General features: G+C 62.4%; 20 protein-coding genes. 11 read left to right on the top strand and 9 right to left on the bottom strand.

The genetic code is table 11. The annotated features are described in order from the left end of the window. Positions 1-53: 53 nt before the first annotated feature. Entirely contained in the window at positions 54-1,322 is a 1,269-nt protein-coding gene (locus ACN9MO_RS23510; RefSeq protein ID WP_057248537.1) for a 4-aminobutyrate--2-oxoglutarate transaminase, read from the bottom strand. Between the two features lie 227 nt (positions 1,323-1,549). On the opposite strand from ACN9MO_RS23510, the gene ACN9MO_RS23505 reads away from it, so the two are divergent. The 5 genes from ACN9MO_RS23505 (at position 1,550) to ACN9MO_RS23485 (ending at position 7,842) form a co-directional block, all read left to right on the top strand. Next, entirely contained in the window at positions 1,550-2,359 is an 810-nt protein-coding gene (locus ACN9MO_RS23505; protein WP_057248536.1) for a MerR family transcriptional regulator, read from the top strand. Between the two features lie 326 nt (positions 2,360-2,685). Next, a complete protein-coding gene (locus ACN9MO_RS23500) occupies positions 2,686-3,885 on the top strand; it encodes an acyltransferase family protein (RefSeq protein ID WP_113132644.1) in 1,200 nt (399 codons plus the stop codon). A gap of 15 nt (positions 3,886-3,900) precedes the next feature. Next, the gene (locus tag ACN9MO_RS23495) at positions 3,901-5,004 is read left to right on the top strand and encodes a glycosyltransferase family 2 protein (RefSeq protein ID WP_057248534.1); all 1,104 of its coding nucleotides are present in this window, start codon (positions 3,901-3,903) and stop codon (positions 5,002-5,004) included. A gap of 46 nt (positions 5,005-5,050) precedes the next feature. Continuing rightward, positions 5,051-6,034, top strand: a complete 984-nt coding sequence (locus tag ACN9MO_RS23490; protein WP_057248782.1) for a glycosyltransferase family 2 protein — start codon at positions 5,051-5,053, stop codon at positions 6,032-6,034. A gap of 11 nt (positions 6,035-6,045) precedes the next feature. Next, positions 6,046-7,842, top strand: coding sequence for an ABC transporter ATP-binding protein (locus tag ACN9MO_RS23485; protein ID WP_112996985.1), 1,797 nt, complete (start codon positions 6,046-6,048; stop codon positions 7,840-7,842). A 179-nt stretch (positions 7,843-8,021) separates the two neighbouring features. Here ACN9MO_RS23485 and fba read toward each other — a convergent pair whose 3' ends face one another. Continuing rightward, entirely contained in the window at positions 8,022-9,065 is a 1,044-nt protein-coding gene (gene fba, locus ACN9MO_RS23480; protein ID WP_057248781.1) for a class II fructose-bisphosphate aldolase, read from the bottom strand. Positions 9,066-9,833: 768 nt separating this feature from the next. Between fba and ACN9MO_RS23475 the strand changes: the two genes are divergently transcribed. Genes ACN9MO_RS23475 through ACN9MO_RS23460 form a run of 4 tightly spaced genes read left to right on the top strand, consistent with a single transcriptional unit; the run spans position 9,834 to position 15,135 of the window. Continuing rightward, complete coding sequence (locus ACN9MO_RS23475; RefSeq protein WP_057248532.1) at positions 9,834-11,432, top strand: peptide ABC transporter substrate-binding protein; 1,599 nt, start codon at positions 9,834-9,836, stop codon at positions 11,430-11,432. Between the two features lie 53 nt (positions 11,433-11,485). Next, the gene (oppB, locus tag ACN9MO_RS23470; RefSeq protein ID WP_057248531.1) at positions 11,486-12,409 is read left to right on the top strand and encodes an oligopeptide ABC transporter permease OppB; all 924 of its coding nucleotides are present in this window, start codon (positions 11,486-11,488) and stop codon (positions 12,407-12,409) included. Next, the gene (locus ACN9MO_RS23465) at positions 12,402-13,532 is read left to right on the top strand and encodes an ABC transporter permease (RefSeq protein WP_057248530.1); all 1,131 of its coding nucleotides are present in this window, start codon (positions 12,402-12,404) and stop codon (positions 13,530-13,532) included. Before oppB ends, ACN9MO_RS23465 begins: the two co-directional genes overlap by 8 nt. 1 nt (position 13,533) lies before the next feature. Continuing rightward, a complete protein-coding gene (locus ACN9MO_RS23460; protein WP_057248529.1) occupies positions 13,534-15,135 on the top strand; it encodes an ABC transporter ATP-binding protein in 1,602 nt (533 codons plus the stop codon). 86 nt (positions 15,136-15,221) lie between these two features. On the opposite strand, the gene ACN9MO_RS23455 is transcribed toward ACN9MO_RS23460, so the two are convergent. Together ACN9MO_RS23455 and ACN9MO_RS23450 are read right to left on the bottom strand one after the other, a co-directional pair. Next, entirely contained in the window at positions 15,222-16,580 is a 1,359-nt protein-coding gene (locus ACN9MO_RS23455) for a sigma-54-dependent transcriptional regulator (protein WP_112996986.1), read from the bottom strand. Then, positions 16,577-18,403: a sensor histidine kinase gene (locus ACN9MO_RS23450; RefSeq protein ID WP_057248527.1), complete on the bottom strand. Its 1,827-nt coding sequence runs from the start codon at positions 18,401-18,403 to the stop codon at positions 16,577-16,579. The genes ACN9MO_RS23455 and ACN9MO_RS23450 overlap by 4 nt, the downstream gene beginning before the upstream one ends. A 238-nt stretch (positions 18,404-18,641) precedes the next feature. Here ACN9MO_RS23450 and ACN9MO_RS23445 point away from each other — a divergent pair, with 238 nt between their 5' ends. Together ACN9MO_RS23445 and ACN9MO_RS23440 are read left to right on the top strand one after the other, a co-directional pair. Next, positions 18,642-19,574 carry a VOC family protein gene (locus tag ACN9MO_RS23445; protein ID WP_113132643.1) on the top strand — a complete coding sequence of 311 codons (933 nt, stop codon included), beginning with the start codon at positions 18,642-18,644 and terminating at the stop codon, positions 19,572-19,574. Positions 19,575-19,738: 164 nt separating this feature from the next. Then, positions 19,739-20,341: an alpha/beta hydrolase gene (locus tag ACN9MO_RS23440; RefSeq protein ID WP_057248525.1), complete on the top strand. Its 603-nt coding sequence runs from the start codon at positions 19,739-19,741 to the stop codon at positions 20,339-20,341. 2 nt (positions 20,342-20,343) lie between these two features. Here the strand turns inward: ACN9MO_RS23440 and ACN9MO_RS23435 are convergent, their stop codons facing one another. The 5 genes from ACN9MO_RS23435 to ACN9MO_RS23415 are packed head-to-tail and all read right to left on the bottom strand — an operon-like array spanning position 20,344 to position 26,038. Further along, on the bottom strand, positions 20,344-21,456 hold the full coding sequence (locus ACN9MO_RS23435) for an ABC transporter permease (RefSeq protein WP_057248524.1): 1,113 nt from the start codon (positions 21,454-21,456) through the stop codon (positions 20,344-20,346). 1 nt (position 21,457) lies between these two features. After that, positions 21,458-22,606: an ABC transporter permease gene (locus tag ACN9MO_RS23430; protein ID WP_113132642.1), complete on the bottom strand. Its 1,149-nt coding sequence runs from the start codon at positions 22,604-22,606 to the stop codon at positions 21,458-21,460. Continuing rightward, positions 22,603-24,333: an ATP-binding cassette domain-containing protein gene (locus ACN9MO_RS23425; RefSeq protein WP_113132641.1), complete on the bottom strand. Its 1,731-nt coding sequence runs from the start codon at positions 24,331-24,333 to the stop codon at positions 22,603-22,605. The genes ACN9MO_RS23430 and ACN9MO_RS23425 overlap by 4 nt, the downstream gene beginning before the upstream one ends. Further along, a complete protein-coding gene (gene hlyD, locus ACN9MO_RS23420) occupies positions 24,330-25,337 on the bottom strand; it encodes a secretion protein HlyD (RefSeq protein WP_113132640.1) in 1,008 nt (335 codons plus the stop codon). The genes ACN9MO_RS23425 and hlyD overlap by 4 nt, the downstream gene beginning before the upstream one ends. Further along, entirely contained in the window at positions 25,334-26,038 is a 705-nt protein-coding gene (locus ACN9MO_RS23415; RefSeq protein ID WP_113132639.1) for a CerR family C-terminal domain-containing protein, read from the bottom strand. The genes hlyD and ACN9MO_RS23415 overlap by 4 nt, the downstream gene beginning before the upstream one ends. Positions 26,039-26,260 lie beyond the last annotated feature (222 nt).

Raw genomic sequence — 26,260 nt, 5'->3', positions numbered from 1 at the left:
GATTTGAGGAATTATGCACCGGGCAACCGCGTTAGCGGTCGCCTGGTCGGGCGTCAACCACGCGCCGCGAGGATCGACGCTTCGAGAATGTCGAGCGCTTCGGCGAAGACTTCGTCCTGGATGGTGATCGGCGCCAGGAAGCGAATGACGTTGCCATGCACGCCGCAGGTCAAGAGGATCAGTCCCTTTTCCAGCGCGATCAGGCGAACCTTGTTGGCGAAGTCGGCGCTCGGCAGGTTGGTCTTCACGTCGTTGAACTCGACGGCATTCATGAAGCCGGGGCCGCGGATGTCGACGATCTCGGGTGCCTGTTCGCGGATGGCGGCAAGGCGCTGCTTGAGCCGGCCGCCGAGCTGCTCGGCGCGTTCGCACAGCTTCTCTTCGGCGATGACATCGAGCACCGCATGGGCGGCGGCGATACCTAGCGGGTTGCCGCCATAGGTGCCGCCAAGGCCGCCGGGGGCCGGCGCATCCATGACTTCGGCGCGGCCGGTGACGGCGGCGAGCGGGAAGCCGCCGGCAAGGCTCTTGGCCATGGTGATGAGGTCAGGCGCAACGTCGTGATGGTCCATGGCGAACATCTTGCCGGTGCGGGCAAAGCCGGTCTGGACCTCGTCGGCGATCAGAAGGATGCCATGCTGGTCGCAGATTTCGCGCAGCGCCTTCATGAAAGCGGCGGGCGCGGGGTAGAAACCACCTTCGCCCTGCACCGGCTCCAGGATGATCGCGGCGACACGGCCCGGATCGACATCGGCGGCAAAGAGCTTCTTGAGTGCTGCGAGCGACTGTTCGGTAGTAATGCCGTGCAGTTCGATCGGGAAGGGGGCGTGGAAGACGTCGCCCGGCATCGCGCCGAAGCCGACCTTATAGGGAACGACCTTGCCGGTCAGTGCCATGCCCATGAAGGTGCGGCCATGGAAGCCGCCGGAAAAGGCGATGACCGCCTGGCGACCGGTCGAGGCGCGCGCGATCTTGACGGCATTTTCGACAGCTTCGGCACCGGTGGTGACGAAGATCGTCTTCTTGGCGAAGTTACCGGGCGTCAGCGCGTTCAGGCGCTCGGCGAGGTGCACGTAGGATTCGTAAGGCACGACCTGATGGCAGGTATGGGTGAAGCGATCGATCTGCGCCTTGACCGCCTCAATGACCTTGGGGTGACGATGGCCCGTGTTGACGACCGCAATGCCGGAGGCGAAGTCGATGTAGCGATTGCCTTCCTTGTCCCAGATCTCCGAGTTTTCCGCGCGATCGGCGTAGATCTGGGTGGTCATGCCGACGCCGCGGGAGATGGCGGCGTTCTTGCGGTCGGTGAGGCTGGTCATGGCGCGTTCCTGTCACGTCTGGAGCTAATATATTGCATTTTTTCTGCAAGTTTATTCTGGAAGTGGTACACCTTTCACAGTCGATTGCAAATCAAATTTGGTGATCGAGACAACACGGGCGCTGATGCGGCGTCCTTGTCAGATCTCAATCGTGACGGGTAAGGTTGCGGACACGTCTGAACTGCACGGATTCGTGCAGCGCCGGCGGGCGGTAAAGGGAAGTTGGAATGGGCGCTGTGCGCTACAAGGTTGCCGAGGCGGCGCGTCTGGCGGGGGTCTCCGCTTCGACTCTGAGGTTATGGGAGACGCAAGGGTTGGTCGTGCCCGAGCGCTCGCCGACGGGACATCGGCAATATACGGAGGGCGATCTTGCCCGGCTGAAGCGCATCGCCTGGTTCCGCGTCGAACGTGGGCTGAACCCGGCCGCGATCCGCGAGGCGCTTGAGGCGGAAGGTGCCGGGGACGACGCTGTTTCGAGCGCGGGCGAGGGCGGCGACAATCAGGTCGGCCGCAAGCTCAGAAGCTTGCGGCACGCGGCAGGAAAGACGCTCGAGCAGGTTGCCGGCGACATCGGCATCGCCGCATCGGTGCTCTCGACGCTGGAACGCACCTCGCAGGGTGTCTCGGTGGCCGTCCTGCACAACATCGCGGAATACTTCGGAACCACCGTTTCCAGCCTCTCCGGCGAGGAGGAAGCGGATGCGCGGGCCGTGGTGCGAGCCGGCGAATGGCGGACCTGGCCGCGCACGACGCCCGGCGTCACCGTGCAACTGCTGGCCGACGGCCGCAACCAGATGGATTGCCACCGCTTCGTGCTGGAACCGGGGGCTTCCAGCGAGGGCGCCTACCGGCACGAGGGCGAGGAGTTCGTCTATGTTCTCTCGGGCCGGGTTGAGTTCATCCTCGACAGCGACCAGTTCTACGACCTCGGCGTCGGCGACTCGCTCTATTTCGAGAGCAAGAGGCGCCATGCCTGGACGAACCGGCACGACGGTGAAACCGTCCTTCTTTGGGTCAATACGCCACCGACATTCTAAGCCCCGGCCGACTTGAGGCGCTATCGTTTCTGAAACAATACAAGGGCTTGCGGCCTCGGCCCGGCGGTAGTGACCGGCGCCTCGGTCGTCACGGTCGACCGCCCGCAGGCGAGCTCGGCGCGCTGCCGCCATTCCAGCGGTCAAAGTTTGGCCCTATTCGACCCTAGAGTTTTAGGGGCCGCCTTCAATGCGTCGTGCGACCGATCAGACCTTTCACGCTTCTCTTGAAGCAAATGGCAACCTCGCGGCAAAAATCGTAGCTGACCAGAGAGTTGGCTCCACAAGGAACAGGGCCCGCAAGGGTCGGAACTCCGAGGGGATGTTCAATGTTGAATACGCGCGACCGTCAGTTGGACGGGTTGCGGGCCGCTGCCGTTTCCATGGTTCTGTACGCGCATTTTTTTGCCGCGGACGATTCCCATTGGGGACACATCGGTGTGCGGCTGTTCTTCATTCTCAGCGGCTTTCTGATCACGCGGCTATTGCTCGACGCCCGTTCCGCCGCTCAGTTCGAACCGGCGACGGCTCTCAGATCCTTCTACGCGCGTCGCGCCTTGCGTATCTTCCCACCCTATTTCGGCATGCTGGGCGTCCTGTGGCTGTTCAACCTGGAGGGCGCCAGGGAAGGCTGGGTCTGGCACGCGCTTTACCTCTCGAACTTCTGGTACGCGGTCAAGGACGCGTGGACACCGTGGGTGCTCTGCCACACCTGGAGTCTCAGCATAGAAGAGCAGTTCTATATCGTCTGGCCGCTTCTCGTTCTGCTGACGCCGCGCCGTCTGCTCGGGCGGCTTTGTGTCGGTGTGATTGCCTGTTCGCTGGCCTACCGCTTCTATTGGCCGCTGACAGGCGCCCCCTCGCTCGCGCGCGATCTGCTGCCGCCGGCCTCGATGGATGCGCTGGCGGCGGGTGCCCTCCTGGCCGTCCACCGATCGCATGTCACAGCCTGGCCGCGATGGATGGCGGCCAGCTGGCTGCCGCTTTCCATCCTGTCGCTCGTCCTCCTTTGGGCGCGCTCGACTGCAATGGGGCCGGTGCCCGATTGGCTGGTGTGGATCGGCCTTGAAGTTTCGCCCCTGGTTCCGCTTGCAATGTTGGTGGGCAGCGCCTCCGCCGGGTTCCGCAACGATTTCGGCAGGCTGCTCGAACTCCCGCCGCTGACGGCGCTCGGGCGCGTCAGTTATGGCGTCTACCTGTTTCATCCGGTCGTGTTGGCGCTGGTCGTCAAGGCGCAGGCGTGGATACCGGTCAATGTTTCCGAACAGGGCTTCGGGCGGTTGCTCGTTGCCGGTTCCGCCACTTTGGTCGTCGCGGCCGTCTCCTGGCTCGCCTTCGAGAAACCGCTCAACGCCCTGAAACGGTACTTCCCCTACCTTCGCGCGGGCGGCCGGCGGAGTAGATCGGCCCCAAATGCCGGAAGCTCTGTCAACTGGCTGCAGGGGAAAAAGGGTGAGCGGCCGCAGCCGACCTATCGCACGGACGCCGCTGGCAGGGAAAATGCGATCCATGCTTCAGATCTGCAATAACGTTCGAGAATGCCCATGACCGTTCCGTTGGTTTCCGTCCTGCTGCCCGTCTACAACGCCGAGCCCTATCTGGCTGCGGCGCTTGAGAGCATTCTGAAGCAGGATTATCGACGGCTGGAGATCATCGCTATCGACGACGGTTCGCGCGATCGTTCGCTGGAAATCATGCGACGCTATCAGCAGGCGGACGACCGCATCACCATCGTCTCGCGCGAAAATCGCGGTCTGATCGCGACCTTGAACGAAGGCCTCACGCTGGCGAAGGGCGACCTCATTGCCAGAATGGACGCGGACGATATTTCCTATCCCTCGCGACTGTCACGCCAGGTGTCGCTGTTCCAGCGGCAGCCGGAGCTTGCGCTGTGCGGCTCGGGTATCGACACGCTGCTTGGCGACCGTATCATCCGCGGCACGCCCAACCCGATCTATCAGCCGGCGAGCCTGCGGGCGCTGTCGAAGTTCTTCACGATCTTCATCCACTCGACCGTCGTCTTCAACAGGCGCGTCATCCCGCAGGATATGCTGACCTATGATGCGCATTACGTGCATGCGGAGGATTTCGATCTCTTCCGAAGGGTTGCCGAGCGTTTTCCGGCCGTGATGATCGACGAGGCGCTGATCGCTTACCGCATTCACGGCAACAGCGTTACGAACACGCATAAGCGCCAGATGCGCCGCACGCATTTGCAGATCGTCGGCGAAAATCTCGAACGCGAAGAGCTTTGCGACGGTCCCTCTGCCTTGAATGATATCGGCCTCGCAGTGACGTCGGAAACGATAGGGCGTGCCGCTGCGTGTATTCTCTCGCTTGAGGCCAGGGTCTCGGCGCTTCCTGCGGAAACCCGCGCCGGATACGAGGCGGGCGCGCTGAATTTCTTCTATTTTCTCTATCAGCTCGTCAGCGACGAGCGGCGGCCGGAACTCACCCACGAGTTTTTGACGCAGACGAGAAAATGGGGGCTCATCCGTCGCCGGGAACGATATGGCCTAATCGCCGGCGCTCGAGTGCCATGGTGCAGCCGCATGACGTTGGCTGCTTCAAGCCGGCTGGATGCTGTGTCGCGGTATCTGCAATCCGTGCCTGCGACGAGCGTCCTTCCGCAGCAAGGGATGCGCTAGCATGACCGTCGAGGGCCTGAAGTGGACAGCGGCGGAACGCAGCGACATGGTGGAGACGCCACGGCCGCCGTCGCCCCCCGCACGCAACGCGCTTTTCGCAAGCTTTATCGTCTGCACGCGCAATCGTGCGGCGGCGCTCGAGACCTGCATTCGATCGATCGAGACAGTTTGTGGCACCCATGCTGCCGGCCGGTGCGAGTTGATCGTTGTTGACAACGGTTCGACCGATGACACGCCTGAACGCATTGCCCGGATGGTTTCCGCTTCCCCGCTGGCAATCACGCACCTCATCGATACCCGACCGGGCCTCGCTGCCGCGCGCAACACGGCCATGGCACGCGCGCGTGGCGGCATTCTGGTTTTCATCGACGACGATTGTGAAATCGACACGAACTATCTGGCTGACCTGGAGCGCCACTACGCAAGCGGCGAAAGCGGAATCATTCGCGGCGGCCGCGTGGAACTCGGAGATGCCAGAGACCTGCCCTTCACGATCAAACGATCGAACGCGCGTGAGCGGTTGACGTGTGACATTCATCCGGGTGGCTTCGTCTTGGGCTGCAACATGACGATGCATCGCGAGGTTGCGCTGCGTGTCGGGGCATTCGACGAACGCTTCGGCGCCGGCACCTCCCTGCAGTCGGCCGAAGACACCGACTATCTGCTGCGCGCCTACAGGCTCGGTATCCCGATCGAATATGTCCCCGACATGCTCGTCTTCCATCACCACGGCCGACGCACCCGCCTGGCAATCGAGAGGCTTCACCGCAACTACAGTTTCGGCAACGGCGCGCTTTGCATGAAGCATATCCGCACGACACCATGGTTGCTGCGGCATTTCTGTTGGACCGTCCGGTCGGCTATCAGGGAAGTCTTCGGCGGCCCCCGGTTCGACCCCGTCCTGCACCTGTCGCATTGGCCAATCGTTTTCATGAACCTGCTCGGCGCTCTCAAGTTCATGAGCCTGTCCGTCGCCGAGCGGACAACGGGCCCGGTCGAACAACGGGCCCGAGAGCAACTCCAGCGCTGAGGACGGCCGCGATGTTCAGAATTCTCTTGCCGAGCCTGCAGCTGTTGCGCAATGCACTGGATGGCCAGATGCGTCTGCTTCCGCTCGTGGTGGTCCTCGGCCTCTGCAGCGCGGCACTGGAGGGCGTCGGTATCGGCCTCATCATTCCCATGCTGGGCATTATTGCCGGCGACCAGGATCCGGCGGCACTGAGCGGCGTCTCCTCTCTTTTCCAGCAGGTCGGATCGGGACTGGACGATCGCGAAAGGCTGATCGTCATCGCCGCTGCTGCCTTTGGGCTGATCTGTCTCAAGAACGTCCTGGCTTTTGCCAACACGGTGCTTGCAACCTTCATCTACGGCAAGGCTGGCCACGCGATCCGAAGCGCACTGTCGGGTCAGTTGCTGCGCATCGGCTACCCGTTCTTCATGAAGGAGAATCCCGGGCGCTTGCTCAACATCATTTCGAACGAGTCCTGGCGAGCATCCGACGCGATACAAACCGTACTTGCTGCCCTTGTGAATGGCGCGGCCGCCGTCATCCTGCTCGCGTTCCTGCTGCTGTTGTCCTGGCAGATGACGTTGTTCGTGGCGCTCGGCCTCGTTCTCGTGCAGCTCGTACACTACGTCCTGTCTGCAACCCTCACGGGGCCGAGCCGCGATGTCACCTCCTTCAACGGCGAGCTGGCGGCACGCATGCTCCACCTGGTCCACGCCGGCCGCCTGATCCGGATATTCGGGCAGGAGGCGCGGGAGAAGGCCGCGTTCGATGGGGCGTCGGATTCGGTCAGGCGCGCCGCCTTCGCACTACAGGCCCGCCAGGGCATGCTGCCACCGCTGACCGAGACGCTCCACTCCGCTCTCTTCCTTGGAGTGGTCGTCAGTGCCTGGTCTGCCGGCATCAGTTTTCCTGTGATCGTTGCCTTCGTGGTTCTGCTCTATCGTTTGCAGCCGCATGTGCGTGCCTTGCAATTGTCCTGGAGCCAGATCCAGGGCTGGAGCGGATCGCTGGAGGAGGTGCATTGGTTGTTGGACTCGTCCGGCAAGCCGCGGCCGCCGGAGGGGAGGGAGCCTTTCAGCGGGCTGCGGCAGCGGCTCAGATTTGATGACGTCACTTTCCGCTATCCGAGCTCGGGTTCCCGAGACGTCGTGCTGCAGTCGGCGGCGTTCGAAATCCCAGGCGGCCGTTCGACGGCGCTTATTGGCCGGTCCGGTGCCGGCAAGACGACGATCGTCAATCTGCTATGCCGCTTCGTCGAGCCGGATGAGGGAAACATTCTCGTCGACGATGTCCCGCTGAACCGGATCGACCCGGTGCAATGGCGAAGCCGGATCGCGCTCGCGAGCCAGGACCTGGAACTGGTTGATGGAACGATCCTGGAGAACATCACCTATGGCCGGGAGGCGACCACCGCAGCCGAAGTGGAGCATGCGGCCAGGATGGCCGAAGCGCATGGCTTCATCGAAGGCTTGCCGCAGGGCTATCAAACCGTCGTCGGCTATCGAGGTGCCAGCCTTTCGGCCGGGCAGCGGCAGCGGGTCGCGCTCGCCAGGGCCCTGGTGCGTGATCCGGATATCCTGATCCTGGACGAAGCCACCAACGCGGTCGACGGGCTATCGGAAGCGGCCATCGTCGAGACGCTGAAGTCGAGAGCGGGACGCCGCACGACGATCGTCATCAGCCATCACCGCAGCACGATCTCGTTCTGCGACGAGGTCGTCATTCTCGGCGGCGGCCAAGTGAAAGGTCAGACAGCTTTCGCCGACGTGGCCGCCTTGAGCATGGATCAGCTTTACGAGCACGAAACCGCGAAAAGGCGGCGGGCTTGAGGGGGGCCTTGTCCCCGTTCTCTCCGGTTCGCTTGGCCGATCCCAGCCTTCGATGACCGAAACGAAATCGGCGCGCGGCCGTATGATCACGGGCCGCGCCGGTTTGTTTCTCATAGGAATAGGCCGCCCGCTTCCCGTGGTCTCAATGATGTAAGCGGAAAGCGGGCGGGTCCTCGGGATCAGGCTGCCGCGTAGCGCTTTGCCATTTCCGGCAGGCGCAGCGTGCGGATCTTCGATGCCTTGCCGGCCGTGCGGAAGGCTTCGAAGCGCTCCTTGCAGACCTCGGTCATCAGCGCGGTTGCCGGCTTCAGGTAGTTGCGCGGGTCGAAATTCTCCGGGTTTTCGGCGAAGTTCTTGCGGATCGTGCCGGTCATCGCGAGGCGCAGGTCGGTGTCGATGTTGACCTTGCGCACGCCAAGCGGGATCGCCTTCTGGATTTCAGAGACCGGAACGCCCCAGGTCGGCTTCATCTTGCCGCCATAGGTGTTGAAGAGATCCTGAAGATCCTTCGGCACCGACGACGAGCCATGCATGACCAGATGCGTGTTCGGCAGCTTCTTGTTGATCTTGGCGATCGTCTCGATCGACAGGATGTCGCCATCGGGCTCGCGGGTGAACTTGTAGGCGCCGTGGCTGGTGCCGATGGCGACGGCCAGTGCATCGACACCGGTCTTGGTGACGAAATCGAGCGCCTGGTCCGGATCGGTCAGTAGTTCCTCGCGCGACAGCTTGCCTTCGAAGCCGTGGCCGTCTTCCTTGTCTCCGGCACCGGTCTCGAGGTTGCCGAGGCAGCCGAGTTCGCCTTCGACCGAAACGCCGGCCGCATGCGCGATCTTCACGACCTCTGCGGTGACGGCGACATTGTATTCATAGCTGGCGACGGTCTTGCCGTCCTTTTCGAGCGAGCCGTCCATCATGACGGAGGTGAAGCCGTTGGTGATGGCCGAGATGCAGGTCGACGGCTGGTCGCCGTGGTCGAGGTGCAGACAGACGGGGATATGCGGGTATTCCTCGGCAGCACCCAGGATCAGGTGGCGCAGGAACGCATCACCCGCATAGGAACGGGCGCCGCGGCTTGCCTGAAGGATCACCGGACTGTCGGTGGCATCGGCGGCGCGCATAACGGCCTGAATGTATTCGAGATTGTTCACATTGAACGCCGGCAGCGCGTAATCGTTCTCCGCCGCATGGTCGAGCAGTTGCCGCAATGTGATCAATGCCATTCGGTATTCTCCCTTGGTGCTCGGCGCAGCCTTCCCGGTGCGCCACAAAAACAATCCGGCTTGAAGCGCCGCATGAACATCATCGCAGGCAAGCGATGGCCGGAATTTCCGTGCGGCGTGACAGCGCGCGCGAATTGGTCGCGCCCACCGAAGTCAGGCGCACAATAGTTCATCGAAGTGGTTTGACAACCGGGCAAAAGGCAGGTTGCCAGAGGTCGAAACGCGCTTCAATCGATTTTACTGTGGACTGGATGCAACACCTTTCCGGTGAACTGGTTTCACTTTCTGGTGGTGCCTTTGAGGGGAGGAGGGCAAGAGTCGCATTTGCGACCTGTGCGTGTCTATTTCGTACTGCACACCATGCCGGTCGAGTGCGCGGTGGAAACAGTCTGTCTACATGAAGTTAGGGGTTCGCAAGAAGATTGCGGCGAATGGCGCCATTCTTTGCGCACATTACGTAAACTGCCGGCAAAATTCACAAAGTTTGCACGGTCGAGGATTCGACGGTGGCTGCGCCCGTGTTTTGTCGACAAAAATTGCCGACCTAAAACGTTGCAGGAGATTTCCCGAAATTGCCCTGCTTCCGTCACACGTCCGTCGCAAAGGCGACGAAAAGAATCGCAAACGAAATACAACCTATAGGATAGAAGGAATTCTGTCCTATAGATAAAGATGCAGACGGCCGCAGAATCCGCCTTGCGTTTGAGGACGATTTGCACTTCTCTCCTGCGATCACAAACCCAAAACAAGGGGAAGGAGAGAAACAAAATGGCATCACTGAAACTCAACCTTAGCGCTGCCGCGCTGATCGGTTCGCTGCTCATCGGAGCAAGCCCGGCGCTCGCCGAAGCTGTCCTGCATCGCGGCAATGCGGGTGAGCCGCAAACCCTGGATCAGGCCCATACCTCGATCAACATCGAAGCGTTCATCCTCAAGGACCTCTACGAGGGCCTGACGATCTATGACGCCGCTGCCAAGATCGTCCCAGGTGTCGCTGAAACGTGGGAGCTCTCGGACGACGGTACGGTCTACACCTTCAAGCTGCGCGCCGATGCAAAGTGGTCGGACGGTTCGCCGGTAACGGCAGAAGACTTTGTCTTTTCCATCCGCCGCGTCGAAGATCCGAAGACCGCGGCCGGCTATGCCAACATTCTCTTCCCGATCAAGAACGCCGAAAAGGTCAACAAGGGTGAACTGCCGACCGACCAGCTCGGCGTGAAGGCTGTCGACGAAAAGACGCTCGAAATCACGCTTGAGCGCCCGACCCCGTTCTTCCTGGAACTGCTGGCGCACCAGACCGCGCTTCCGGTCAGCAAGGCAAGCGTCGAAAAGAACGGCGCTGACTTCGTCAAGCCGGGTGTCATGGTTTCGAACGGCGCGTTCACGCTCGCCGCCCACGTTCCGAACGACAGCCTGACCGTCGTCAAGAACGCCAACTATTGGGATGCGGCCAACGTCAAGCTCGACAAGGTCATCTTCTACCCGATCGACGACCAGGCCGCTTCGGTTCGCCGTTTCGAAGCCAAGGAAATGGATCTCGTCTACAACTTCTCGGCTGATCAGATCGGGCGTCTGCGCACGTCCTACGGCGATCAGGTCCATGTTTCGCCGTCGCTCGCGACGTATTATTACGCCTTCGACACCCGTCAGGAGCCCTATAGCGACGTGCGCGTCCGCCAGGCTCTGTCCATGGCCGTCGACCGCGACTTCCTCGCCAAGGAAATCTATGCCGGTTCGCAGCTCCCCGCCTATTCGATGGTCCCCCCGGGCATCGAAAGCTACGGTGAGCCGTCCAAGGCCGAGTTCGGCACGCTGTCGCAGCTCGACCGTGAAGACAAGGCCGTCGCCCTGATGAAGGAAGCCGGCTACGGCGAAGGTGGCAAGCCGCTCGATATCGAGTTGCGCTATAACACCAACCCGAACCACGAGCGTGTTGCGACCGCTGTCGCCGACATGTGGAAGAACACCTTCGGCGCCAAGGTGTCGCTGGTGAACCTCGACGTGTCCTCGCACTACGCCTACCTGCAGGAAGGCGGCAAGTTCAACGTTGCCCGTGCCGGCTGGCAGGCGGACTACGCGGACGCAGAGAACTTCCTGGCACTCAGCGTCGGCTCCAACAAGACCTTCAACTACGGCCACTTCGAAAACGCTGAATTCGACGGCCTGATGAAGAAGTCCTACGACGAGCAGGATCCGGCAGCCCGCTCGAAGCTGATGCATGAAGCAGAAGCGCTGCTGATGAAGGAACAGCCGATCGCTCCGCTTCTGACCCAGGCCGACCTGTGGCTGGTTGCCAGCCGCGTCAAGGGCTGGGCGGACAATGCTCCGAACGAGCACCTCAGCAAGTTCCTGAGCATCGCCGAATAACGAACAGAGACGACGCGCGGTAACAGGCCGCGCGTCGCCTCCGGAGCACGTCCATGATTTCCTTCATCCTCCGCCGATTGGCGAGTGCGGTGCCGACCTTGTTTATCGTCGTCACCATATCCTTCTTCCTGATGCGGTTCGCCCCTGGTGGCCCCTTCAACCTCGAGCGTCCTCTTCCGCCACAAACGATGGCGAACCTGATGAAGACGTATCAGCTCGACCAGCCCCTTTGGCGCCAATACACGCACTATCTCAGCAATGCTGTGACCGGCGACTTCGGCCCGAGCTATGTCTATAAAGACAACAATGTCGCTGAATTGATCAGCAAGGGTCTGCCCTATTCGATGGAGCTCGGCTTCTACGCGCTGTTGCTTGCTCTCATCGGCGGCGTGACTGCCGGCACGATCGCCGCGCTCAGGCAGAACAGCATTCTCGATTTTGCGATCATGTCGGTCTCGACGATCGGCGTCACCGTGCCGAACTTCGTTGTCGGTCCGGTGCTCGTGTTGATATTCGCGGTCGGCCTTTCGTGGGTTCCCTCCGGCGGTTGGGGTGATGGATCGTTCCGCTCCCTGATCCTGCCGATGATTGCGCTGGCACTGCCGCAGGTTGCGGTTTTCGCGCGCCTGACACGCGGATCGATGATCGAGGCGCTTCACACCGACCACATCCGAACCGCCAGGGCCTATGGCCTACCTGCGCGAACGGTTGTGGTGACCCACGCGATGCGCGGCGCGATGCTGCCGGTCGTGTCCTATCTCGCACCCTGTGCCGCGGCGCTGCTGACCGGTTCGGCTGTCGTCGAGACGATCTTCACCATTCCGGGTGTCGGCCGTTACTTCGTCCTCGGCGCGATCAACCGCGACTATACGCTGGTGATGGGCACGGTCATTCTCGTTGCAATCTTCGTCATCGTTTTCAATCTCCTGGTCGACATTCTCTACGGCCTGCTCGATCCGAGGGTTCGCCATGACTGATATCGTCCAGACCCCGGTGGTGACACCGGAAACCAAGGGGCGCAGCCTCTTTCAGCTCGCCGCCATGCGCTTCAAGCGCAACCGTGCCGCCATGGCCGGTTGCGTGATGCTGGCACTGATCGCGCTGTTCTCGTTCTTAGGTCCGCTGTTTGTGCCGCATACCTATGACCAGGTGTTTCCGTCATACGTCACGAAAGCCCCCAGCCTCGAGCCGCGGCCCGACGTTTCGACGTTGCAGGGGGTGATGGAAGGCATCGCGACCCGCGCCCGCGTCACGCTCAAGGAGTTCAATCTCGAGGGTGAGACCTTCACCGCGACGATCACCTCGGAACAGCCGATCGATGCGCGCGCAACGCGCTATTTCGATCGCGCCAACGAGTTCCGCGACACCCAGGTGGTGGCAACGGAAGATGACGGCCGCACGCTGAAAGTGACCGGTCAGGTCGACCGGGAATACTTCCCCTTCGGCACCGATTCCAACGGTCGCGATCTTCTGGTCCGCGTCATGCTCGGTGGCCAGATCTCGATAGCCGTCGGCCTGCTGGCGAGCCTCGTTTCGCTCGGCATCGGCGTCGTCTACGGCGCGACATCGGGCTATATCGGCGGCCGCGTCGACAACGTCATGATGCGACTGGTGGAGATCATGTATTCTCTGCCCTTCGTCTTCCTCGTCGTCGTTCTCGTCGTGTTCTTCGGTCGCTCGTTCATCCTGATCTTCCTGGTGATCGGGGCGGTGGAATGGCTCGACATGGCCCGTATCGTGCGCGGCCAGACGCTTGCGCTCAAGCGGCGCGAGTTCGTCGGCGCCGCGCAGGCACTCGGCCTGACCGATTGGCAGATCATCCGCCGGCACATCATCCCCAATACGATCGGTCCGGTCATCGTTTTCGTGACCGTCGTCGTGCCCAAGGTGATCCTGCTCGAGAGCTTCCTCTCCTTCCTTGGCCTCGGCGTTCAGGCGCCGCTGACGAGCTGGGGAGCGCTGATCTCGGAAGGCGCAAACAACATCCAGTCGGCGCCGTGGCTGCTCATCTTCCCGGCCATCTTCTTTGTCCTGACGCTGTTCTCGCTGAATTTCGTTGGCGACGGCCTGCGCGACGCGCTCGACCCGAAGGATCGCTGACATGGCAGATACCAAGGAAACCATCCTGGCCGTTCGCGGCCTCAAGGTGAACTTCTCGACGCCTGATGGCACGGTGGAAGCGGTCAAGGGCATCGATCTCGACGTCCGTACCGGCGAAACGCTTGCGGTCGTCGGCGAGTCCGGCTCCGGCAAGAGCCAGACGATGATGGGCATCATGGGCCTGCTCGCCAAGAACGGTGAGGTCACCGGCTCCGCGCGTTACCGCGGCCAGGAGCTTGTGGGCCTGCCGCCCAAGGCGCTGAACGAGGTGCGCGGTGCGAAGGTCACCATGATCTTCCAGGAGCCGATGACCTCGCTCGATCCGCTCTATCCCGTCGGCCGCCAGATCGCCGAGCCGATCGTGCACCATCGGGGCGGCACGTTCAAACAGGCGCGGGCGCGCGTGCTTGAACTGCTCGAGCTCGTCGGCATCCCGGAACCTGGGCGCCGCATCGACAGCTATCCGCATGAACTTTCGGGTGGCCAGCGTCAGCGCGTGATGATCGCCATGGCGCTTGCCAACGACCCGGATCTCCTGATCGCGGACGAACCGACGACGGCGCTCGACGTGACGATCCAGGCGCAGATCCTTGATCTGCTCAAGTCGCTGCAGAAGCGCTTCGGCATGGCGATCGTGCTGATCACGCACGACCTCGGCATCGTCAAGCACTTCGCGGACCGCGTTGCGGTGATGCGTCGCGGCGAAGTGGTGGAGAGAGGCACGACGGCTGACATCTTCGAGCGGCCGCAGGCCGACTACACGAAGATGCTGCTCGCGGCCGAGCCGAGCGGCCGCAAGGCGTCGCCGGCCGACAGCGCGCCGATCATTCTCGAAGGCCGCGACGTCTGTGTCGACTATCAGATCGGCGGCGGGCTTTTCCGGGGTGGGAAGTCTGTCTTCCGTGCGGTGGACAACGTCAATCTGCGCCTGCAAGAGGGGCAGACGATCGGCGTCGTCGGCGAGTCCGGTTCCGGCAAGTCGACGCTCGGTCGTGCGCTTCTAAGGCTTCTGCCGAGCAGCGGCTACTATCGTTTCGGGACGACGGATATTTCCGGCTTCGACCGCGGGCAGATGCGGCCGCTGCGTCGCACGTTGCAACTCGTCTTCCAGGATCCGTACGGCTCGCTTTCACCCCGGCGCACCGTCGGTGAGATCATCACCGAAGGCCTGCAAGTGCACGAGCCCGAGCTCAGCCGTGCCGATCGCGACCGCCGGGCGTCAGAAGCGCTGAAGGAAGTGGGGCTCGACCCTGCGTCCCGCAACCGCTACCCGCACGAGTTCTCGGGCGGCCAGCGGCAGCGCATCGCGATCGCCCGCGCAATGATCCTGAAGCCCAAGGTCGTCATTCTCGACGAACCGACCTCGGCGCTCGACCGCTCGGTTCAGGGTCAGGTGATCGAACTCCTGCGCGACCTGCAGCGCTCGCATGGGCTCTCCTACATCTTCATCAGCCACGATCTTTCGGTGGTGAAGGCGATGTCGGACTATGTGATCGTCATGAAGAACGGCAAGATCGTCGAGGAAGGCGAAACGGACGCGATCTTCGAGGCGGCGAAGCAGCCCTATACCAAGACGCTGATCGGCGCAGCCTTCAACGTCTGAGCCGGCCGATACCGCAGTTGACAGGGACGCGAGCGATCGCGTCCCTGCTTTATTCCGGGCACTTGCGGTTTCGGCGCGGGCTCTGATCAGAGTTCGCCATCGGCCGGGAAATCTGCAGCGACAAGCTTCTTGTCGAGCCCGAACTTCTGCATTTTCTCGTAGAGCGTCTTGCGCGAAATGCCGAGAGACTCGTAGACCGGCTTCAGGGCGCCGCCATGCGCGGCAATGGCGCTGGCGATGAGACCCTTTTCATAGGCTGCCACCTTGTCGGCAAGCCGGCCGCTCTCTTCCTTCGCGGCATCGAGCGGTGCTGAATCAAGCCCGAGCACCAGCCGCTCGGCGGCGTTGCGCAGTTCGCGCACATTGCCCGGCCAGTCGCGCTCCGCCATTTCCGCCAGCATGGCTTGCGAGACCTCGACTTCATCGCGGCCATAGCGTGCCGCAGATTCCCTTACCAGTTGCAGGAAGAGCAGCGGGATATCGGCGCGGCGCTGGGCGAGCGAGGGAACCCGAAGCGTTGCGACGTTGAGGCGGTAGAGCAGATCGGCGCGGAAGCGCCCCGCGGCAACTTCCCTTTCGAGATCGACCTTGCTGGTGGCGATGAAGCGCACATCGAGCGGTACGACTTCGTTCGATCCGAGGCGGGTGATGACGCGTTCCTGGAGGACGCGCAGGAATTTTGCCTGAAGGTCGAACGGCATCGAGCCGATCTCGTCGAGCAGGATGGTGCCGCCGCGACCATGCTCGAATTTGCCGTAGCGCGGACGAATGGCGCCGGGAAAGGCGCCGGGCTCGTGGCCGAAGAGTTCGCTCTCGATCAGGTTCTCCGGCAGGGCCGCGCAGTTGATGGCGATGAACGGGCTGTTGGCGCGAGCGCTGAGATCATGCAGCGTGCGGGCCAGCACCTCCTTGCCGACGCCGGTATCGCCGATGATCAGCGTGTCCGCGTCGGCTGCGCCGATGGCGCGGATACGATAGCGCAGATCGACCATGACCTGGCTGCGGCCGGGGAGCCGCTGCTCGATGTCGTCGCGTTTGCCGGCGACGGCTTTCAGCCGGCGGTTTTCCAGAACGAGCGCGCGCCAGTCCAACGCCCGGCGAATGGTGCCAGCGAGCATCTGTGCCGCAAACGGCTTCTCGACGAAATCATAGGCGCCTTCGCGCATCGCGCGCACGGCAAGCTGAACGTCGCCATGGCCGGTGACGAGGATGACCGGCACCTCGGCATCGATCTCTCGGATGCGTTGTAGCAGCGTCATGCCGTCCATGCCGGGCATGCGGATGTCGCTGATGACGACACCGGCGAAGCTGTAGCTGATGAATTCCAGGGCACGTTCGGCTGCGGCGAAGACATCGACGCGGAAACCCGCCAGTTCCAGCGCCTGCGCGCTCGAATGGCGCACCTCCTCTTCGTCGTCGACGAGCAGGATCCGGCTTTCGATCATTCGGCAGCCTCCCGGGCATTGCTGTTTTCAGCGGCAAGTTCGATCCGGAACTCGGCGCCGCCTTCCGCAAGGTTGGTTGCGATAAGACTGCCACCGAAATCCTTGATAATGTTATAGGAAATCGAAAGGCCAAGGCCCAGCCCCTTGCCGACGCCCTTTGTGGAAAAGAACGGATCGAAGATACGCTCGGCAATCGCCGGCGCGATGCCAGGTCCCCGATCGCTGACCGTCAGCACCACCTTGTGGTCTTCCTGTCGGGCGCGAAGGCGAATGGTCCGGTCATCAAGCCCCTCGACCGCATCGGCCGCATTGGAGATGATGTTGACGAGCACCTGCTGCAGGCGGACTGAGCCGGCACGGACGACGAGCGGTTTATCGCCGAGATCGATGTCGATGGTTGCCGCTGCGGCCTTCAGCCGAACCGATACGATCTCCATCGTATCGCGCACCACCTCTTCGACCGGAACCGGCCCAAGCTTCTCATTCGGTTTGCGGGCGAAATTTCGCAGATGCTTGCTGATCGCCGCCATGCGGTCGACGAGCCCGGAGATCCGGCGGATATTGTCGGTCGCCTCGTCGGAGCGACCACGTTCGATCAGCAGGGCCGCGCTGTCGGCATAGGTCTTGGCGGCGGCAAGTGGCTGGTTGAATTCGTGCGAAAGCGCCGCGGACATTTGGCCGAGACCTGCCAGTTTGCCTGCCTGGATCAGGTCGGCCTGTGTGCGGCGCAACTGCTGTTCCGTCAGGCGACGTTCGGCGATCTCCTCCTCGATCTGGGTATTGACGCGCGCGAGGTCGGCGGTGCGTTCGTCGACACGGCGTTCGAGTTCGACCTGCGCTTCTGCCTGCATTGAAATGCGTTCGTTGAGCCGCGCACGCCGCTGCAGAACAATGGCCACGCCAAGGCCGGCAAGACAGATCAACAGCAGCGCGGCGGCGACGGTGGTCAGCGCTTGCGTATAGGCAGAGGCCGTATCCACCAGTACGTTCACGGTCCAGTCGGCATCCGGCATATATTGGGAGAGCACGAGGTATTCGCGGCTCGAACCGCCGGAGGAGACGGTCATGAAGCGGTGGTCGGACGCGTTGCTCTCTGCCATGGGCAGCGGACGCAGGGTGGCGTCGGCGTACCGCCTCGAGGCTTCGGTGCGCGCGCGGCGGTCTGAGGTCAGCGGCAGGATAGAGGAATAGAGCCAGTCCGGGTCCCCGGACATGAAGATGATGCCTTCGGGATCGGAAACGAAGATCCTGTATTCCCCACCCTGCCACGAGGCTTCGATGCTTTCGACATCGACCTTGAAGACGATAACGCCGCGGATTTCGTCGCCGATCTGGATTGGCGAGCCGAAATAGTAGCCGCGCTTCAGCGATGTGGTGCCAAGCGCATAGAACCGCGACTGCTGTCCGCGAAGCGCTTCCTGGAAATAGGGCCGGTAACTGAAGTTCTGGCCGACGAAGCTCGTTGGCCCGTCATAGTTGCTGGCAGCGATCGTATCGCCGTCCGGCGTGATGACATAGATATCGGAGGAGTGGAGCAGCGCGTTGATGTCTTTCAGATAGGTGTTCACCGCCTCCCTCAGTCGCCGATCACGCGGGCGGGTGACCAGTTCCTGAACGTCTTCGTGATCGGCGATCAATGCTGGCAGCGCCTGATAGCGGTTGAGGTGACCATCGAGCGCCGTGACGGCGAGCCGGAGAGCGGTGGTGGCTTGAGCGGTCGCCTCGCGCAGATAGCTGTCTGTCGTGACCGCATAGCCTTTCCAGGCCAGCATGGTCGCAAGCAGCGGCAACAGCAGGAATCCAAGAGCCAGGCGAAATTTCACAGGTGTCCGCGCGCCTCCTCGCGTGCTTACGGCAACATGCCGCGAGCCGATCTTATGCATCGGCGCAACCGGTCACAAGCGCAGCGCTGCCAGGCATATGATTGTTGACGAGTCTCTGGTGTCGTCAATGAAATGTTGACAATGCGTTTGGCCGCCGCCGTCTTTCGCCGACGGCCGGATGAGCGCATCTATGACCCAACGGAGCGCCCGGTGGCGCCGGAGAGAAAGGATCACGACAATGCTCAATCAGATCAAGGGTCTGCATCACGTCACTTCGATGGCCGACGATGCGCGCGAAAACAACCTGTTCTTCACCAAGTCGCTCGGCCTGCGCCGCGTCAAGAAGACGGTCAACTTCGACTCGCCGGATGTCTACCACCTCTATTACGGCGACGAAGCCGGCACACCCGGCACGGTCATGACCTATTTCCCGTTCCCGAACATGCCGCGCGGCCGTGCCGGTACCGGTGAAGTCGGGACCACCGTCTTCTCCGTGCCCGAAGACTCGCTCGGCTTCTGGCGGGATCGCCTGACGGCATCGGGTATCTCCGGTCTCAAGGACGAAGAAACCTTCGGCGAGAAGCGCCTGAACTTTGCCGGCCCTGATGGCGACGGCTTTGCGCTCGTAGAGGTCAAGGGCGATCAGCGCACGCCCTGGACGGAAGGCGGCATCTCGGCGGATCACGCGATCCGGGGCTTCCACTCCGCCGCCCTCCGTCTTCGTGATGAAGGCGCGACGGCCGAACTGCTGAAGTTCATGGGCTATGAGGAGCTTGACCGCAAGGACGGCGTCACGCGTTTGATCGTGCCTGGCGGCAACGATGCGCGCGTCATCGACCTCGAGACGATGCCGAATATCGGCCGCGCTTCTCAGGGCGCCGGTTCGGTGCACCATATCGCCTTTGCCGTCGAAAACCGCGAAAAGCAGCTGGAAGTGCGCAAGGCGCTGATGGATACCGGCTACCAGGTCACCCCGGTCATCGACCGCGATTACTTCTGGGCGATCTACTTCCGCACGCCGGGGGGCGTGCTGTTCGAGATCGCCACCAACGAGCCAGGCTTCGACCGGGACGAGGATCTCGCTCACCTCGGCGAGGCGCTGAAGCTGCCGCAGCAGCACAAGCACCTGCGTCCGATTCTGGAAAGCCACCTGCAGAAGATCGACGACTAACACGTCGATGCAGAGAAGGCTCGCCGTTATGGCGAGCCTTCGGCACCGGATTGTACGGAAGAACGGTTCACAGTTTCGTCGAAACCGTGAATCTAACGCTTTGAAAACAGGCAATCTCGGACGGGGTGTTTACCCGTTTCCGGAAATTGCTCCAGGAGACAAAAATGGTCGATCATGGCTACGTTCACAAACTGAAGGCCGGCAAGCCCGGCCAGCCGATCTTCTTCGTCTTTCACGGGACGGGCGGAGATGAAAACCAGTTCTTCACCTTCGCGTCCGAGCTGCTGCCCGATGCGACGATCGTCTCGCCGCGTGGCGACGTGGCGGAATATGGGGCTGCGCGCTTCTTCAAGCGCACGGGCGAGGGCGTCTACGACATGGCGGATCTTGCACGCGCCACCGAGAAGATGGCCGGTTTCGTCAAGGCATTGGCCGCCGAGCATCAGGCTTCGGAGGTGATCGGCCTTGGCTATTCCAACGGCGCGAACATTCTTGCCAATGTGCTCATCGAAGACGGTGTCTTCGACAAGTCGGTGCTCATGCATCCACTGATCCCGTTCCGACCGAAGGACAACGCGGGCCTCAAAGGGCGCCGGGTGTTGATCACGGGCGGCGAACGCGATCCCATCTGCCCGGCGCCGCTGACGCAGGCCCTGGCAGACTATTTCCAGGGGCAGGGCGCCGTAACGGAAACCGAATGGCACCCGGGTGGCCACGATATCCGCCAGAACGAGGTCGCCGCGATCGGGCGTTTCCTGAAAGGTTGACGCTATTCCAGCCGGCGGCGGAACAGCCATGAGGCGGCCGAGAGGGTGACGATGGCGATCAGCAAGAGCGGGATCGTCTGGCGCGCCACCTCGACCGCCGGAATGTCCTTTAGGAATACGCCCTTCACAATGACGAGGAAATAGCGCAACGGGTTGACGTAGGTGATCGGTTGCAGCCACGAGGGCATGTTCTCGATCGGCGTCGCGAAACCGGAGAGCAGCATTGCCGGCACCATGAAGAGAAATGCGCCGAGGATCGCCTGCTGCTGTGTCATCGACAGCGCCGAGATGAACAGGCCGAGACCGACGACGGCGGCCAGGTAGAAGACGGCGCTGCCGTAGAGCAGGAACAGCGATCCGCGCAGCGGCACCCCGAAGATGAAGACGGCGGCCAGTATGTAGATGGTGATATGGAACAGGCCGATCATCATTGGCGGGATCAGCTTGCCGATCAGGATTTCGTGGGTTCGAAGCGGTGAGACCATGAGCTGATCGAAAGTGCCGAGCTCGCGTTCGCGCGCGATCGATAGCGCGGTCACGATCAGGCCGATCAAAAGAGCGATGCTCGCCACCAGGTTCGGCACCATGAACCATTGATAGGTGAGGTTCGGATTGAACCAGTTGCGCGCAACGACCGTGACGGCGCTCGACGCCATGCGTTGGCCGGCCGGAGTCTCGGCGGCAAGCGTTCCGACGATGCGACTGAGATAGCCGGAGACGATCTGCGACGCGTTTGAGCGGCGCCCGTCGAGGATGAGCTGCACCTTTGCCGGCCGGCTCCCCTCAATATCGCGCGAGAACGTCGGGCCGATTTCGATCGCGGCAATGACCTTTTGGGTGTCGATCGCCACGCGCACCTCATCGGGGCTGTTGGTGAAGCGGATGCTGCGGAAGGTCGGCGACCCCTGGATCTCCTGAACGAGATCCTGGCTCCAATGGCCGTTGTCTCGGTTCAGCACCAGGACGTCGACGTTCGTTACCTCCAGCGTCGCGGCATAGGAAAACACCAGCAGTTGCATGATCGGCGGCACGATCAGCACGGTGCGTCCCTTGGGATCACGCAGCACCGCCAGCAATTCCTTGACGATCAGTGCCTTGAGCCTTGTCCACCACATCTCAGCCAATCCTCTTGCGGGTGCTGCGGGCGGCGAGCGCAAAGAAGACGCAGCCGATCAGGAGCATGACGGCGATGGAGCGCGTGAACATCGGCCAGATGTCGCCGGCAAGGAACACGGTCTGTAGGCTTGGGATCAGATAACGCGCCGGCACGATGAGAGTGATCCATTGAATAACCGTCGGCATCGAGTTGATTTCGAAGAGAAAGCCGGAGAGCAGGAACGCCGGCAGAAAGGCTGAGATCAGCGCGAGCTGCGAGGCGAGAAACTGGTTCTTCGTGGCCGCCGAAATCAGCAGGCCCTGGCCGAGCGCCGGCATCAGGAAGGTTGCCGAGAGCGCATAGAGTGCTGCGACCGAGCCGCGGAAGGGGACGCCGAAGAGGAAGACGGCAAGCAGAACGCAGAGCGTCATCGACGTGAGGCCGAGGATAAAATAGGGCAGCAGCTTTCCGGCCAGAAGTTCGGCGGCCGAGACGGGTGTCGCCATCATCGCCTCCATCGTGCCCCGTTCCCATTCACGGGCAACGACGAGCGAGGTGAGCAGGGTCCCGACCAGCGTCATGACGATGGCGATTGACCCGGGCACAAGGAAGTTCCGGCTGGTCAGCTCCGGATTGAACCAGAATCGTTGCTCTGCCGAAATTGCCGGCGGCCGGCCGGCGCCGTCGCTCAAGCGTTGGCGCTCCCAGTTGGCAAGGGTCGCCTGGGCGTAGTTCTGCACGAAGTTGGCGGTGTTGGGGTCCGAGCCATCGACGAGCACCTGCACCGTCGGGTGGCGCCCGGCGGCATAGTCCGCCGAGAAGCCGGCTGGAATCACGACGATGCCGCGCACGCGACCGAGCACCAGATCCTCTTCGAATTCGCGCCGGTCGCGACCGACCGTCACCTTGAAATAGCGTGAGGCCTGGAAGCCGGCGGCGAGGTCGCGGGTCAGCGGCGCCTCCTCCTCGATAACCAGGCCGATCCGGGTCTGCGTGGTATCGAGCGAAACGCCGTAGCCGAACAGAAACAGGAGGATCAGCGGCAACACGAAGGCGATCAGGATGCTGCTCGGGTCGCGAACGATTTGGTAGCTTTCCTTGCGCACGAGCGCGGCAAAGCGCCGGATGCGGGCGGACCGGCCTTCGGTCGTGGAGAGCTGTGTGGTCATGCGGCCTCCTTCTCCTCCGACCCCTGGACCAGGGCAATGAAAGCATCCTCCATCGTCGGGTCCGGAAGCTTGTCGCTGGCGACCTGTGCCTTCAGTTCATCCGGCGAGCCGAGCGCGATCGACCGGCCGCGATAGATGAGCGAGATGCGGTCGCAATACTCAGCCTCGTCCATGAAGTGGGTGGTGACGAGCACGGTCACGCCCTTTTCGACCAGCCCGTTGATATGGGTCCAGAACTCGCGTCGGGTGATGGGGTCGACGCCGGAGGTCGGTTCATCGAGAAACAGTGCTTCCGGCTCATGCAGGACGGCGCAGGCAAGGGCCAGCCGCTGCTTGAGCCCAAGCGGCAGATCCTTGGCCGACATGTCGAGCAGCCGGCCGAAGGCGAAGATATCGGTCATCAGCTGGATGCGTTCGCGCTTGCCCGTGCCGGAAAGGCCGTAGACGCCGGCAAAGAAACTGAGGTTCTGCGCGACGCTTAGGTCTCCATAGAGCGAGAACTTCTGCGCCATGTAGCCAAGCCGGTTGCGCGCCTCCGCCGCGTCGCGACGCAAGTCGAAACCGGCGACGCGGCCTTCGCCGGCCGTAGGCTTCAACAGCCCACACAGCATCTTGAACGTGGTCGACTTGCCGGCGCCGTTCGGGCCGAGCAATCCGAAGATCTGGCCGCGCGGGATATCGAAGGTGATGTCGTCGGCGGCGGTGAAATCGCCGAAGCGTTTCGTCAGGCCGTGGGCCTCGATGACGGGCTTGCTGTCCTCCATCGTGAAAGGTGTCTGTGTTTCCGCCAGTTTCGAGCGGCCGCCGGGGCCGCCGCCGAGCATGTCGATGAAAGCATCCTCGAAGCGGGGCGGGGTGGTCGTCACGTCAGGCGCAGACGAGCCGTCGTCCGGTGTCGGCGGTTTTGTGTCCGGCTTCATCACCAGTCGGATCGCTTCACCCTGGATGACACCGTCGACGACATCGTCGTCATCGAGCAAGCGAGCGAGCTTCTGGCGGCGTCCATGCGCGATACCGGAAACCTTGAAGACGCGGTCGGCGACCCGAGCGGTCAGATCGGCGGGGCTGCCGGCAAAAAGCAACTTGCCCTCGTTCAGCAGGAGAACGCTGTCGCAGGCCTCGGCTTCGTCGAGATAGGCCGTCGACCAGACGACGCCAATGCCCTCGGCCATCAGGTTCTCGACCATCTTCCAAAGGTCGCGGCGCGAGATCGGATCGACGCCGACGCCCGGTTCGTCCAAGAGGAGCAAGCGGGGCTTGCGCAGGAGCGCACAGGCGAGACCGAGCTTCTGCTTCATGCCGCCGGAGAGTTTGCCGGCAAGCCGTTCGGTAAAGCGCTTGAGATCGGTGAATTCCAGCAGTTCATCGAAGGTCGCGGCTCGCTCGGCAAGCGGCAGGCCGCGCAAGTCGGCATAGAGGTCGAGGTTCTCCTGTACGGAAAGATCTTCATAAAGGCCGAAGCGCTGCGGCATGTAGCCGATCGCCGCCTGGATGGCGGCGGCGTTGGTCACCGTGTCGAAACCGAGAACCTCGACCTTTCCCTCGTCCGGCACCATCAGCCCGGTCATCAGCCGGATCAGCGTGGTTTTTCCCGCGCCATCAGGGCCGACAAGCCCGGTGATCCGTCCGCGGAGGATTTCGCCATCGATGTGGTCGAGCGCCGGCGGGGCATCGCCGAAGCGCTTGACCACATCCAGGATCCGGACGAACGGTGCGTCGTCGTTCATCGTGTTGCCTCTGCGGATGCGGGCAAGTGCACTGTCACCGGCATGCCCTGCCTGAGATCGGGACCCGGCTTGTCGACCACGATGCGCAGGCGATAGACGAGATCGGTCCTGAGCTCTGGCGTTTCCACCGACTTCGGTGTGAACTCGGCGACGGGCGAGATGAAACCTACCGTCGCGTTGTAGGGGCGATCCGGCGCACTGTCCGACGTGATCTCGACGTTCATGCCCGGATGCACCCGGCCAAGATCCGGTTCTGCGACATAGGCCCGGACCCAGACGGGTTCGTTGAGCGAGACGACATAGACCATGTCGGACGGCGCGACGATGGCGCCGACTTCGCGCACCCGGGACAGCACCGTGCCCGCGCTTGGCGCGAGCAGGCGGGTATCGGCAAGCGAGGTGCGGGCACTTTCGAGCTTGGCTTCGGCTGCGAGCACCTGTGCCTGACCCGCCTCGATGTCCTCAATCCGGCTTCCCTCCACGATGAGCGCCAGCGCCTCGCGGGCGGAGGTGGCGCGTGCAGCGGCGGCAGCCCTGTTGGCGCTTGCCTCATCCAGATTGGCTTGCGAGATGGTGCCGTTCGGACGCAATTGCCGCGCGCGTTCATAGGCAAGGTTGGCATTTTCCAGATCGGCGAGGCGTTCTTCATGGGTGGCCCGCGCCTGGGCGATTTCGGTCGGGCGGGCGCCCGCCTTCAGTTTTGCAAGATTGGCCCTGAGCGCGCCGAGTTCGGCTTCGGCCGCGGCCACCGCCTGTTCGAACGGAACGGCGTCAAGGGTCGCAAGGACATCGCCGGGCTTCACCGCGTCGCCTTCGTCGACGCCGAGGCTCGCAATACGGCCATTGACACGGAAGCCGAGAGAGACTTGGCGGATGTCGACATTGCCGTAAAGCACCGAGGTTCGCTCCGTGCCGGTCCAGCCGAGCCGCTGGGGGACGTCGAACCACCAGGCACCGGCAGCAGTGCCAGCGAGCAACAGAAGGGCGATTGCCGGCTTGTTCATGGCTGACCCTCCTTCTCGCCGCCAAGCGCCGCGACAAGCTCGGCGACGTGCCGACGCAGAATGTCGAGTTCGTCGGGGCCAACGGCCTGCCAGTTCATCTGCCGGAGCATGGCCGCATGGGCCATGCGGAAGACGAGGATGCTGCCGACGAAGGAGAGGGTCTTCAGCCGGACATGTTCGGACTGCGGCGGTTCACCGAGAATTGTCGCAACCAGCCTGCCAGCCATGCCGATCATCGGGCCCATGACATTGGCGTAGACCCGTTCGAAGGCTTCGGTTGGCTCCATCTGTTCGCGGATGATGAAGCGCGCCCAGCTCTCGGATTGCCGGCTGACGAAGATCGCGACCATGTGTTGCGCCACTTGGGTCAGGAGTTCCCGGGCTTCCTCAGCCGACATCGTCTTGCCTTCGCCGTCGAGGCGGGCAAGACGCTCGAGGATCGCGTTTCTGAGATCGCCGACATGTCCAACGATAATTGAGGCGAGATGCTCGGCGGCGGCGATGTAGAGGCCTTCCTTGCCACCGAAATAGTAGGGGATCGCCTGCAGGTTCACGCCGGCAGTCTCCGCGAGCATCCGCGTGCTGGCGCCATCGAAGCCGTAGCGGCCGAAGACATCGATGGAACTCGTCAAAAGCTTCTCGCGCGTGACGTCGCCGCGTTCCTGCCTGGATGTTTGGGTCGAGGTTTTGTTTTTCATCATGTGCTGAAATTACATCATTCTATTGATTAAGTCAATCGAATGAATTTTTGATGCGGGATTGCGCGTCTCCTGGTCCGCGGATCAGCGAAACGGTCGTGGTTCACGGCAGAGCGACGCAAAGGTTGGCTGTGATTTGGCCATATAGCGTAGATGGTTGCGCATGGCGCCTAAGGACGGCGCGCGACCAAAAGGGGATGGGGAGTATTTTCTGCCGGATCGGCC

The organism is Ensifer sp. R-19, from assembly GCF_049905105.1.
Taxonomy (GTDB): Bacteria; Pseudomonadota; Alphaproteobacteria; order Rhizobiales; family Rhizobiaceae; genus Ensifer.
Note: the sequence above shows the minus strand (reverse complement) of the source record. Positions and strands in the feature narration are given on the sequence as shown.

Bases quoted from the DNA above. Each gene is read 5' to 3' on its own strand.
- ACN9MO_RS23510 (WP_057248537.1), bottom strand. From the start codon at position 1,322: ATGACCAGCCTCACCGACCGCAAGAACGCCGCCATCTCCCGCGGCGTC.
- ACN9MO_RS23505 (WP_057248536.1), top strand. From the start codon at position 1,550: ATGGGCGCTGTGCGCTACAAGGTTGCCGAGGCGGCGCGTCTGGCGGGG.
- ACN9MO_RS23500 (WP_113132644.1), top strand. From the start codon at position 2,686: ATGTTGAATACGCGCGACCGTCAGTTGGACGGGTTGCGGGCCGCTGCC.
- ACN9MO_RS23495 (WP_057248534.1), top strand. From the start codon at position 3,901: ATGACCGTTCCGTTGGTTTCCGTCCTGCTGCCCGTCTACAACGCCGAG.
- ACN9MO_RS23490 (WP_057248782.1), top strand. From the start codon at position 5,051: ATGGTGGAGACGCCACGGCCGCCGTCGCCCCCCGCACGCAACGCGCTT.
- ACN9MO_RS23485 (WP_112996985.1), top strand. From the start codon at position 6,046: ATGTTCAGAATTCTCTTGCCGAGCCTGCAGCTGTTGCGCAATGCACTG.
- fba (WP_057248781.1), bottom strand. From the start codon at position 9,065: ATGGCATTGATCACATTGCGGCAACTGCTCGACCATGCGGCGGAGAAC.
- ACN9MO_RS23475 (WP_057248532.1), top strand. From the start codon at position 9,834: ATGGCATCACTGAAACTCAACCTTAGCGCTGCCGCGCTGATCGGTTCG.
- oppB (WP_057248531.1), top strand. From the start codon at position 11,486: ATGATTTCCTTCATCCTCCGCCGATTGGCGAGTGCGGTGCCGACCTTG.
- ACN9MO_RS23465 (WP_057248530.1), top strand. From the start codon at position 12,402: ATGACTGATATCGTCCAGACCCCGGTGGTGACACCGGAAACCAAGGGG.
- ACN9MO_RS23460 (WP_057248529.1), top strand. From the start codon at position 13,534: ATGGCAGATACCAAGGAAACCATCCTGGCCGTTCGCGGCCTCAAGGTG.
- ACN9MO_RS23455 (WP_112996986.1), bottom strand. From the start codon at position 16,580: ATGATCGAAAGCCGGATCCTGCTCGTCGACGACGAAGAGGAGGTGCGC.
- ACN9MO_RS23445 (WP_113132643.1), top strand. From the start codon at position 18,642: ATGCTCAATCAGATCAAGGGTCTGCATCACGTCACTTCGATGGCCGAC.
- ACN9MO_RS23440 (WP_057248525.1), top strand. From the start codon at position 19,739: ATGGTCGATCATGGCTACGTTCACAAACTGAAGGCCGGCAAGCCCGGC.
- ACN9MO_RS23435 (WP_057248524.1), bottom strand. From the start codon at position 21,456: ATGTGGTGGACAAGGCTCAAGGCACTGATCGTCAAGGAATTGCTGGCG.
- ACN9MO_RS23430 (WP_113132642.1), bottom strand. From the start codon at position 22,606: ATGACCACACAGCTCTCCACGACCGAAGGCCGGTCCGCCCGCATCCGG.
- ACN9MO_RS23425 (WP_113132641.1), bottom strand. From the start codon at position 24,333: ATGAACGACGACGCACCGTTCGTCCGGATCCTGGATGTGGTCAAGCGC.
- hlyD (WP_113132640.1), bottom strand. From the start codon at position 25,337: ATGAACAAGCCGGCAATCGCCCTTCTGTTGCTCGCTGGCACTGCTGCC.
- ACN9MO_RS23415 (WP_113132639.1), bottom strand. From the start codon at position 26,038: ATGATGAAAAACAAAACCTCGACCCAAACATCCAGGCAGGAACGCGGC.